The sequence below is a fragment of the Pseudomonas sp. AN-B15 genome (assembly GCF_019056475.1).
Classification (GTDB): domain Bacteria; phylum Pseudomonadota; class Gammaproteobacteria; order Pseudomonadales; family Pseudomonadaceae; genus Aquipseudomonas; species Aquipseudomonas parakoreensis.
The window spans coordinates 2,536,259-2,546,843 of sequence record NZ_CP049737.1 but is presented as its reverse complement, the minus strand read 5'-3'; the positions used below and the strand labels follow the sequence as shown (position 1 = coordinate 2,546,843).

At 60.4% G+C, this 10,585-nt stretch carries 10 protein-coding genes; 5 read left to right on the top strand and 5 right to left on the bottom strand.

Translation table 11 applies throughout. The features are described 5' to 3' along the window. Positions 1-24 precede the first annotated feature (24 nt). Positions 25-1,731 (bottom strand): ShlB/FhaC/HecB family hemolysin secretion/activation protein, encoded by a 1,707-nt coding sequence (locus GTQ41_RS11555; protein ID WP_047294842.1) that lies wholly within the window; start codon positions 1,729-1,731, stop codon positions 25-27. A gap of 154 nt (positions 1,732-1,885) precedes the next feature. After that, a complete protein-coding gene (locus tag GTQ41_RS11550) occupies positions 1,886-2,335 on the bottom strand; it encodes a helix-turn-helix domain-containing protein (RefSeq protein WP_047294843.1) in 450 nt (149 codons plus the stop codon). A 171-nt stretch (positions 2,336-2,506) separates the two neighbouring features. Between GTQ41_RS11550 and GTQ41_RS11545 the strand changes: the two genes are divergently transcribed. After that, the gene (locus GTQ41_RS11545) at positions 2,507-3,325 is read left to right on the top strand and encodes an alpha/beta fold hydrolase (RefSeq protein ID WP_047294845.1); all 819 of its coding nucleotides are present in this window, start codon (positions 2,507-2,509) and stop codon (positions 3,323-3,325) included. 45 nt (positions 3,326-3,370) lie between these two features. On the opposite strand, the gene GTQ41_RS11540 is transcribed toward GTQ41_RS11545, so the two are convergent. The 3 genes from GTQ41_RS11540 to GTQ41_RS11530 form a co-directional block, all read right to left on the bottom strand. Next, positions 3,371-4,084 carry a DUF72 domain-containing protein gene (locus tag GTQ41_RS11540; protein WP_080963286.1) on the bottom strand — a complete coding sequence of 238 codons (714 nt, stop codon included), beginning with the start codon at positions 4,082-4,084 and terminating at the stop codon, positions 3,371-3,373. A 346-nt stretch (positions 4,085-4,430) separates the two neighbouring features. After that, positions 4,431-6,218 (bottom strand): thiamine pyrophosphate-requiring protein, encoded by a 1,788-nt coding sequence (locus tag GTQ41_RS11535; protein WP_047294848.1) that lies wholly within the window; start codon positions 6,216-6,218, stop codon positions 4,431-4,433. A gap of 235 nt (positions 6,219-6,453) precedes the next feature. Beyond that, positions 6,454-7,347: a LysR substrate-binding domain-containing protein gene (locus GTQ41_RS11530; RefSeq protein ID WP_047294850.1), complete on the bottom strand. Its 894-nt coding sequence runs from the start codon at positions 7,345-7,347 to the stop codon at positions 6,454-6,456. A 176-nt stretch (positions 7,348-7,523) separates the two neighbouring features. On the opposite strand from GTQ41_RS11530, the gene GTQ41_RS11525 reads away from it, so the two are divergent. The 4 genes from GTQ41_RS11525 (at position 7,524) to GTQ41_RS11510 (ending at position 10,575) form a co-directional block, all read left to right on the top strand. Then, a complete protein-coding gene (locus GTQ41_RS11525) occupies positions 7,524-8,144 on the top strand; it encodes a LysE family translocator (RefSeq protein WP_047294852.1) in 621 nt (206 codons plus the stop codon). 73 nt (positions 8,145-8,217) lie between these two features. Next, positions 8,218-9,057, top strand: a complete 840-nt coding sequence (gene yghU, locus GTQ41_RS11520; protein ID WP_047294854.1) for a glutathione-dependent disulfide-bond oxidoreductase — start codon at positions 8,218-8,220, stop codon at positions 9,055-9,057. Between the two features lie 231 nt (positions 9,058-9,288). Continuing rightward, positions 9,289-9,657 (top strand): hypothetical protein, encoded by a 369-nt coding sequence (locus GTQ41_RS11515; RefSeq protein WP_047294856.1) that lies wholly within the window; start codon positions 9,289-9,291, stop codon positions 9,655-9,657. Between the two features lie 66 nt (positions 9,658-9,723). Beyond that, positions 9,724-10,575, top strand: coding sequence for an AraC family transcriptional regulator (locus GTQ41_RS11510; protein ID WP_047294858.1), 852 nt, complete (start codon positions 9,724-9,726; stop codon positions 10,573-10,575). The last annotated feature ends 10 nt before the right edge of the window (positions 10,576-10,585 follow it).

Below are 10,585 nucleotides of genomic sequence, written 5' to 3'. Positions count from 1 at the left end.
GTCGATGGTCTCGAAGAATTTGAATTAGATGAAAAAGTCGAGGCGGAAATAAATCGGCGCTTCAGGCTCGGTCAGCACATCCGGGCGTTCGAGGGAATGGGCAAAGGTCACGCTGGCAGCCACATGCTCACCACGGGCGAACAGCTCCAGCGAGTTGCTCGACATGCGTCCGTGCTGATCACCGTTGTAACGGTCGCCGCGAATCACGCCCTGGTCGTAGCCGAGGCTGGTACCGTATTCAGCGAACACCGGGCGCAGCCACTCGGCGCTGACCGGACGGCTCCAGCGCAGGTCGTTGCGCCAGTAACCGCCGCTGTCGCCAGACAGCGACTGATCCTTGTAGCCACGGATCGACGACAGTCCACCGAGGCTGGTGCGCTGCGGACTGAACAGCACATCCTCGCTGCGCTGGCCGGTCATCAGGCTGCTGAAGCTGAAGGATTCGCCCCACAGCTTGAGCGGTTGCAGGTAGCTCAGGGTCGCGGTGTATTTGCGGTAGCGTGCGTCGGGCTCGCCGGGGCCTGGATCGTGGCTGCCCTGCGCATCGAACGCGCCGATGCCTTCCTGCATGCCGGCGTCGAAGTTGACGAAGGCGCTGCCGATGCGGCGACCGTGGTTGAAGCCGAACTGCGCTTCGCTGATGCGGTTGCTGCTCAGCTTGAGCTTGCTGTCTTCGATGAAGTTGTTGGTGCGCAGGTAGGACAGGCCGGCACTGAGCGAGGTCTTGCTCACCGAGTCGCGATGGATCACCCGCTCGGCGCGCAGCTGATGGTTTTCGCTGTCGCCGGTCTGCTTGAAGTTGTAGCCGTTGGCGGCGATCTGCGAGCGGTAGTCGCTCTGGCTGTAGGTGTAGCTGAAGTTCCACCAGCCCCAAGGCAGGTTGTAATTGAGCATGGCGTTGCTGGAGGTGTGCTGGTGGTCAGTCATTGCATCGTGACCGCCGCGCAGGCTCAACTGATCGGCCAGGCCCAGCGGGCTGTCCCAATCGAAAGTGGTGCCCCACTGCTGTTCACCGGTGCTGCGTTGGCCGTCGTTGCTGCGCGACAGTCCGGCACGCCATGGCTTCTGCGGGTTATTGGTGACCAGCACTTCACTGCCGCCGACGTTCTTGCCCGGCGCCAGCTCCATCTTGGCCTGATTGGACGGCAGGCGATTGAGCTGATCGACCATCTGCTCGATCTCGCGCAGGTTGACCAGTTCGCCGGACTTGCCGGGAAAGGCCATCGCCAGTTCGCGCTGCGAAAGCTGGCTGTTCTCGGCGCCCTTCATGCCTTCGAGTTTGCCTTCGACCACCAGCACTTTCAGGTGCCCGCCAGACAAGTCTTGCTGCGGCAGGTAGGCGCGGCTGGTGACCAAGCCTTTCTCGATGTAATGGTCGGTGATGACTTTCAGCAGCTCGTTGAGCTGGGGTACACCGAGGCACTGGTCGATGTAGGGCTTGAGCAGACGGGTTTTGTCGCTGTCGGACAGACTGTCGGCGCCCTTGAGTTCGATGTCCTTGATCGGGAAACAGCGGGTATCGGTGGGCGCTGCCGGTTGCGAAGGCTTGGCATCTTTGCCGGGCAAATCCTTGAGTTCTTCCAGGCGCCGCTGTTGCTCTTCAAGCAGGCGATTCTGGCGATCGCGGATCAGGTCGGTTTCACCGGGGGTGGGTGCAGCGAAGGTAATTTGAAGCGGAGACAGGCACAGCAAAGCCACGCACAACCTCGCCACGAGGGCGGGTGGATACATGTTCGATCCCTCGAGACGGAATGACATCAAAATAGTGGCGCGATATTAGATGGCCATCATTTTGACGTCAAACAAACATTTCGACCGTTTGTCGGGTTTGTAACAGGGATTGAACAATCGACGCGGTTGCGGTTTTCCGGGGTTAATCCCTGGTTCAGTGCGCAACGCCCAACTTCGTCGCCACGTCCTGCGGTGCCAGCAGGCGGCCATCCGCTGAACGCAATTCCAGCTTCCTGATCGGCTGCCGCTGCTGCGCGTCAACCATCACCGAACCCGCCTCCCCCGGCGCATACAGGTGTTCGCCGCCCCACTGCGACAGCGCAACGATCACCGTCTGCAAGGCCTTGCCGCGTTCGGTCAGCACGTATTCCTTATAGGCACCGCCATCGGCGGCCGGCACGGTTTGCAGGATCCCCTGCTCTACCAGGCTCTTGAGCCGAGCGCTGAGCATGTTCTTGGCGATGTCCAGATTCTTCTGAAAATCACTGAAGCGGCGGATGCCCTCCAGCGCATCGCGGATGATCAGCAGCGACCACCAGTCGCCGATCAGATCCAGCGTACGGGCGACCGGGCAGGCGTTGCCGTGCAGGCTTTTGCGCTTCACAGGGTGTTTCTCCGTCAAATCCAGCGTGTGGTTGCATCTTACAACTGTGGTCGCGGAAAAGAACCACGCCGACAGCGCAGCACCTGCATACAAGTGGCCACGGTCGATTGCGCGGATAGTGAATCCTGCTTTTACAGCCCTCCCCAACGCGTACTCAAGCAAGGAGTTTCCATGAGCACATTCACTACCGATGACGGCACACAGATCTATTTCAAGGACTGGGGCAGCGGCAAGCCCGTGCTGTTCAGCCATGGCTGGCCGCTGGATGCCGACATGTGGGAATACCAGATGGAATACCTGAGCAGTCGCGGCTACCGCACGATTGCCTTCGACCGCCGTGGTTTCGGGCGCTCCGATCAACCGTGGAACGGCTATGACTACGACACCTTTGCCGACGACATCGCGCAACTGATCAAACACCTCGACCTGCGCGACGTGACGCTGGTCGGTTTCTCCATGGGCGGCGGCGACGTCAGCCGCTACATCGCCCGCCACGGCAGCGAGCGCGTTGCCGGGTTGGTGCTGCTCGGGGCGGTGACGCCACTGTTCGGCAAGAAAGCCGACTACCCGCATGGTGTCGATACCTCGGTGTTCGACGGGATCAAGGCCGGTCTGCTCAAGGATCGCGCGCAGTTCATCGCGGACTTCGCCGCGCCATTCTACGGCACCAATCAGGGCCAGAAAGTCTCCGATGGCGTGCTCACGCAAACCCTGAACATCGCCCTGCTCGCCTCGCTGAAAGGCACCGTGGATTGCGTCACCGCGTTTTCGCAAACCGACTTCCGCCCGGACATGGCGAAGATCGACGTGCCGACTCTGGTGATCCACGGTGACGGCGATCAGATCGTGCCGTTCGAAACCACCGGCAAACAGGCGGCGGCGATGATCAAGGGCGCCGAGCTGAAAGTCTACGCTGGCGCGCCCCATGGTTTTGCCGTGACCCACGCCGAGGCGCTGAATGAGGATCTGTTGGCCTTCCTCAACCGCTGACGATCATCGGCGCGACGATCGTCTGCGATGACGTGTCCGCCTGGCTCAATCCGCCATCAACGCTGCCAGTGCCAACGCGTTACCCAGCGCGGCACCACTGGCGGTGTTGTCGAAGATGCACCAGACCGCGGCGCCCTCTGCTGCCGCGACCTGCATCTGCTCTGCCAGCGCTTGCAGATAACGCTCGTTGTAGGCGCTGTGGTAGATGCGTGGCGAACCGTGCAATCGCCAATAACGCACCCCTGTCCAGCCCTGCGCCGAACCATCGGTACTGATCCGCGACGGATCGACCATGGCCTGGGCAATCCGATACGCCTGCAGCATCGGCGCTGCCGTTACCCATGACTCATGCCGTGGCTCAAGCACCACGGCACCGGCGAAGCGTTGGCGCAACGCCACGAAAAACGCCTCTGCGCTTATCGGTTCAAAGGCCAGCGACGGTGGCAGTTGCACCAGCAAGCATCCCAGCCGATCGGCCAGCCCCTCGCACTGCCCGAGAAATTCGTCCAGCGCTTGATCACAGTCCCGCAGACGCCATTCATGAGTGATCTGCTTTGGCACTTTCACTGAAAAGCGAAAGCCCGGCGGCACCGAATCCGCCCAGCGCGCATAGGTCTGACGCCGATGCGGACGATAAAACGAGCTGTTGATTTCCACGCAGTCAAACCGCGCCGCGTAACGCTGCAGATGCGTACCCTCGGCCGGAAACTGCGGCCAATACTCGCGCCCCAGACTCCAGCCTGCGCAACCGATGAACATCAAAAATAACCCTTCGCTGCTTCACCCATGAAAATCTCCACGGTCCTCGTTCACAGATTCAGGACACAGCGAAATACCTTGGGAGCTGGCTTGCCAGCGAAGGCGTCGACACCTCCACAATCGCTGCACCTGACACAACGCTTTCGCGAGCAAGCTCGCTCCCACAGGGTTCTGCGGCGCTCACAGATTTGGGACACGACGAAATACCTGTGGGAGCTGGCTTGCCAGCGAAGGCGTCGACACCTCCACAATCGCTGCACCTGACACAACGCTTTCGCGAGCAAGCTCGCTCCCACAGGGTTCTGCGGCGCTCACAGATTTGGGACACGACGAAGCGCCTGCACGATTATTTTTTGCCGGGGAGGACGCTGGCCAGTACCTGCTTGGCGGCTTGCACGATCACCCCCGCCTCGTCAGGGTCGCCCTTGAGCAAGGTCGTGGCAAACTTCTTCGCCTGTTCGAGTTTGATGTGTGGCGGCAACGGCGGCACGTTGGGGTCGGTCTTGAACTCGATCAGCACCGGTACGTCCGAGGCCAGCGCCTGCTCCCAGGCGGCAGCGACGTCCTCGTCGCGGTCGACGAAAATCCCTTTCAGGCCGATGGAAATGGCGAACAGGTGATACGGCACATCGGGAATGCTCTGCGAGGCTTCGAACTTCGGATCGCCTTCCATCACCCGCTGCTCCCAGGTGACCTGATTCAGATCCTCGTTGTTGAACACCGCGCAGATCCATTTCGGGCTGCTCCATTGGCGCCAGTATTTGGCGACGGTGATCAGCTCAGCCATGTTGTTCATCTGCATCGCGCCGTCACCCACCAGCGCAATCACCGCACGCTCGGGGTGCGCAAACTTGGCGGCGATCGCATACGGCACGGCTGCGCCCATCGAGGCCAAGCCACCGGACAGCGAACATTGCATGCCACGACGAATCTTCAGATCACGCGCGTACCAGTTGGCGCAGGAACCCGAGTCGCTGGTGATGATCGCCTGATCCGGCAGGCGCGGTGACAGTTCATACACCACCCGCTGCGGATTGATCGGATCGGCTTTGGACATCGCGCGTTTTTCCAGGGTCTTCTCCCAGGTGCTGCGCCAGCCTTCGATTTTCTTGCGCCACTTGTGCGAGGTTTTCTGTTCGAGCAACGGCAGCAGCGCAGCGAGGGTTTCGGCGGAGTCACCGACCAGATTGACCTCCATTGGGTAACGCAGGCTCAGCATGTCCGGCTGCAGGTCGATTTGCACGCCACGCGCCTGACCTTCCTTGGGCAGAAATTCGGCATAGGGAAAACCCGAACCGATCATCAACAAGGTGTCGCACTCGCTCATCATCTTGTAGCTCGGCTCGGTGCCCAGCAGGCCGATACTGCCGGTGACCCACGGCAAATCATCCGGCAGCGCGGCCTTGCCGAGCAACGCCTTGGCCACGCCAGCACCGAGTTTTTCCGCGATGGCGATCACTTCATCCGTCGCTTGCAACGCGCCAGCGCCGACCAGAATCGCGACTTTTTCACCGCTGTTCAAAACGTCGGCGGCGCGCTGCAGATCCGCCTCGTAGGGCAGCACTTTCGGCTTGGTGTATCCGACGCCGGAATGCGCAGTGCCGTGTGCCCGCGCCGGTGGCTCGTACGCAAGATCCTGCAAATCATTGGGCAGAATGATCGCCGTCACCCGCCGCTCGCCAACCGCCGTACGCACGGCACGATCGAGCAGATGACGCACCTGCGACGGCGCCGAGGCCTGCTGCACAAAGGCCCCGGCCACATCCTTGAACATCGAGACCAGATCCAGCTCCTGCTGGTAATGACTGCCGAGCGCCGTCCGCGCCTGCTGACCGACTATCGCCAGCACCGGCTGGTGATCCATGCGCGCGTCGTACAGACCGGTGATCAGGTGCGAAGCGCCGGGCCCCGACGTGGCGATGCACACGCCCAGTTCGCCAGTGAATTTGGCGTGGGCCGACGCCATGAACGCGGCCATTTCTTCGTGTCGGGCCTGAACGAATTCGATCTTGCCATTGGCTCGGGCGAGCGCGCCGAATACGCCATTGATGCCGTCTCCCGGATAACCAAAAATCCGCGTGACGCCCCATTGGCTGAGCCGCTCAACCAGAAAATCGCCCACTGTCGTCGTCATTTCGTTCCTCGCCTGTCACCGATGCATGAAGCCTGCCCGGCGAGATATCCGCCGGGCGGTACATGGGTCTGGACAGTCGGGACGCGCGCGAAGTTTCGATTGTTTTTACCCGACGGCATTGCCGAACCGCTCCCTCTGGGAGCTGCCGGAGGCTGCGATCTTCTGAGGTTGTTTTTGGTGCATGCAGGAACGAGCGGCGATGACGCCTGACCCATTGACTGCAGCCCCTCTGTCGTCAAGGCTTCAGATCATCCACGAGCGGTGGGCTGCACGCACTCATCTGCCGGGCAATCCACTCGCGAAAAAGCATGGCATTGGCGCTCTGTTCGAAGGGTCGCGGTGACAGCAGGCAATAGCTCGAACCGTCCCGCACAAAGCCGAACGGCGCGATCAACTGGCCGGACTTGAGTTCGTCCTGCACCATGAGAAACGACGCCATTCCGACGCCCAGCCCGGCCAGCGCGGCCTGAATGCACAGGTAGAAATGCTCGTAATCGACCCGACTGACACCCGATGCGTTCATGCCAGCCAGTCGCATCCAGTTGTCCCACGCCTGCGGGCGCGTCTTGCTGTGCAGCAGGCAGGCGCCACGCAAATGACCACCGTCAGGTCGACTGGACGGCACGCAGACCGGGCCGATCCACTCTTCACAAAGGGTCACGCCGTGCACGGTTTCGTCCCAATGGAAATCGTCACGCCGGATCGCCAGATCCACCCCTGAACGAGCGAAGTCGATCGGCCCGCCGGCCGTCAGCAGTTGCACCTGCAACTGTGGATGCGCGCTGTGGAAGTCGGGCAGTCGCGGGATCAGCCATTTCATGGCGATGGTCGGCTCGCAGGACACCACCAGCACGTCATCGTGGACTTCGCGTTGCAGGCGATAAACCGTGCTCTGCAACTGCTCGAACATCGGCGCGGTGACATTGAACAGCAAGCGCCCGGCATGGTTGAGAAAGATCGCGCGGTTACGCCGTTCGAACAATTCGACCCCGATCGCCTCCTCCAGCAAACGCACCTGGCGGCTGACCGCGCCGTGGGTGACGTGCAGCAGTTCGGCAGCCTTGACGAAACTCTGGGTCTGGGCGGCGGTGTTGAAGAAGCGAAAGGCAGCCAGCGGAGGCAGGTTCATATAGGCGATGATTTCTCACAGGTTTTCGCGACTATAAATCGTTTTTTTTGCCCGTGACAATTCCCCATCATGGCGCCATTCGGAGCCTGCCGCATCCCTCCAAACATTTGCAAGAATGACTGCGGACAGTGCATCTGTGAAATCAAGTAGCGCAAATGACGCGATGGAGCGTAGGCATGAATGAATTGTTTCTGGTAATCGCCATCACTGTTCTGGCGGTGATCAGCCCGGGTCCGGACTTTGCCATGGTCACTCGCAACAGTTATGCCTACGGGCGGCGCAGTGGTTTGCTGGCTGCGCTGGGCATCGGCTGTGGCGTGCAGGTTCACGTGTTCTACACGGTGTTCGGGGTGGCGCTGATCATCACCCAATCGCCGCTGCTGTTCTGGATGATGAAACTGCTGGGCGCCGCATACCTGGTCTATCTGGGCATCAAGTCCTTTACCAATCAATCGGTTCTGACATTTGCCGATGCGAGCGCTTCGGTGCCTCGCGCCTGGAAGGTGTTCTGCTCAGGTTTTCTGACCAATGCACTGAATCCGAAAACCATGATGTTTGTGGTGGCGGCCTACAGCCAGGTGGTGGAGCCTGGCAGTTCGCTGACGGTGAACTTTGCCTATGGCTTGTTCATGTCGGTCATTCATTGGCTGTGGTTCAGTCTGGTTGCGCTGTTTTTCTCCACTGAACGGTTACGCCGTCGCCTGCTGGAAAAACAGCGGCTCCTCGACAAGTTCATCGGAATTGCACTGATGGGGCTGGCGGCGTGTTTGATCATTCCGGGGGTTGCGCAGTCTTGAGCTAGAGCGTTTATGCTGTCGTGTCTGATATCCGTCAGGTCATTCTCGGCAAGTTCACCATGAGGCCCATTTCATGAGTAAAGCGCCCTACGCTCCGCCCAAGGTCTGGAAACACGAAGCGCCGTCCGGCGGCCATTTCGCCAGCATCAATCGCCCGATTGCCGGGCCGACGCATGACAAGACATTGCCTGTCGGCAAACATCCGCTGCAGCTGTACTCCCTGGCGACCCCCAATGGCGTGAAGGTGACCATCCTTCTGGAGGAGCTGTTGGCGTTGGGGCATTCCGGGGCCGAATATGACGCCTGGCTGATCCGCATCAACGAGGGCGATCAGTTCTCCAGCGGTTTTGTCGAGATCAATCCGAACTCGAAAATTCCGGCGCTGCTCGACCGCAGCGCACAGCCGCCGATTCGGGTGTTCGAGTCCGGTTCGATCCTGCTGTATCTGGCGGAAAAGTTCGGCGCCTTCCTGCCCAAAGACCCGGCTGGCCGCACGGAAACCCTGAACTGGCTGTTCTGGCAGATGGGCTCTGCGCCTTATCTGGGCGGCGGCTTCGGGCACTTCTATGCGTATGCGCCGGAGAAGCTCGAATACCCGATCAACCGCTTCACCATGGAAACCAAGCGTCAGCTCGATGTGCTCGACCGGCGCTTCAAGGAAAGCCGCTACCTGGCCGGCGACAACTACACCATCGCCGACATCGCGGTCTGGCCGTGGTACGGCCAACTGGTGCGCAACAATGTGTATTCAGCCGCCGAATTTCTGGCGGCCCACGAATACACCCACGTGCAGCGCTGGGCCGAAGACATCGCCCAACGCCCTGCGGTGATGCGTGGTCAGCGCGTCAATCGCACCTGGGGTGACGAGGCGAGCCAGGTTGCCGAGCGGCATCAGGCCAGCGATCTGGATTGACGCCACAATCCCACAAAGATTTGTACTGGACAGGGGCATCCCGGTTCACAGCAACCTTTGTGGGAGCGAGCTTGCTCGCGAAGGCGCCAAGTCAGTCAGCACTGACATAACAGACCTACCGCTTTCGCGAGCACGCTCGCTCCCACAGGGAATTCGGGTTGGACTTGAGGATTTGTGAATCCTCAGCAATTACAGTGAGACCACACCACCACTGTCGTCAAAGGATCTGCAATGCCTGCTGGAAAACGAGAACTGGCGCGGATCGAGCGGCGCTTGATTGCCACGCTCACCGACGCATGTGAAACCGCAAAAGCTGAAATCCAGGGCTTCACCTGGCTGACCCACACCGCTGACCTGAACGCGTTGGCGGCGACCCTGAAACTAATCTGGGTGTTCGATACTGAGGCCAACAAAAATCTCGCCCTCACACAAGCCAAAGCGCGGATCTTCGAACTGACGGCCACCGCGCTGAGGGAGGCCGATATCGACCTGCCCGCATCAGAGCGCAACGTGTGTTTCGACTCCGAGGAGGCATGCCAACGCACGCACGGTGGCAACTGGCGTGAGCGTCTGGCGCAAAATACGCGAGGGCAACGGTGACACCCTGCTTTCGATCAGCTTGGCTATCATCGCTCGCAGCAGGCTTCTCTCAGAGACAGTGAAACCATGGAACAGTCCAGACCAGATCCAGATTCCGATTGGGTAGTGCGCAGCACACAGCCGGGGCGGATAGAACGTATCGAAGCCCGGTTTGGCGGCCATGGCTACCACCCACATCGGCACGATACTTACTCGATCGGTCGCACCCTCTCTGGCGTGCAAAGCTTTCACTACAAGGGCAGCCTGCGCCACGGCTTACCGGGTAACACCTTGCTCCTGCATCCTGATGAACTGCACGATGGCATGGCCGGGACCGAAGCGGGGTTTCGCTATCGAATGGCCTATATCGATCCGGCTTTGATTCAGCAGGTGTTGAAGGGTGAACCGCTACCCTTCATCGCCGGCGGTCTGTCCAGCGACCCGCGCCTGTATCGCGCCAGTGAAGCGTTCGTGCAGGCGATGGATTACTCGCTTGATCCGCTGGAAGAACAGGACGCCCTGTTTGATCTGACAATGGCCCTGCGCGCCGTGGCCGGCAAACCTCGCGGGCGCAAACTGCTCGATTACCCGGCAGCCGAGCGCGCAAGGGAATTCATCATGGCTCACCTGCACCAGAGCATTACGCTGGAAATGCTGGAGCACGCCAGCGGCCGTGAAAGGTGGAGCCTCTCTCGGGACTTCAGAGTGCTGTTTGGCACCAGCCCCTATCGTTTCGTGACCCTGCGTCGCCTGGATATATTGCGCACGCTGCTGCTTGACCGATTCTCGCTGGTGGATGCCGCACTGGCTGCGGGTTTTCACGACCAAAGTCATATGACCCGGCACTTCACCCGCACTTATGGGGTATCTCCGTCGCGTTGGCTGGAACGCGTCCTGGGACAAAGGCAACTTGCAGGATCGTACAAGCATCGCCAATAACCCCTTCGCT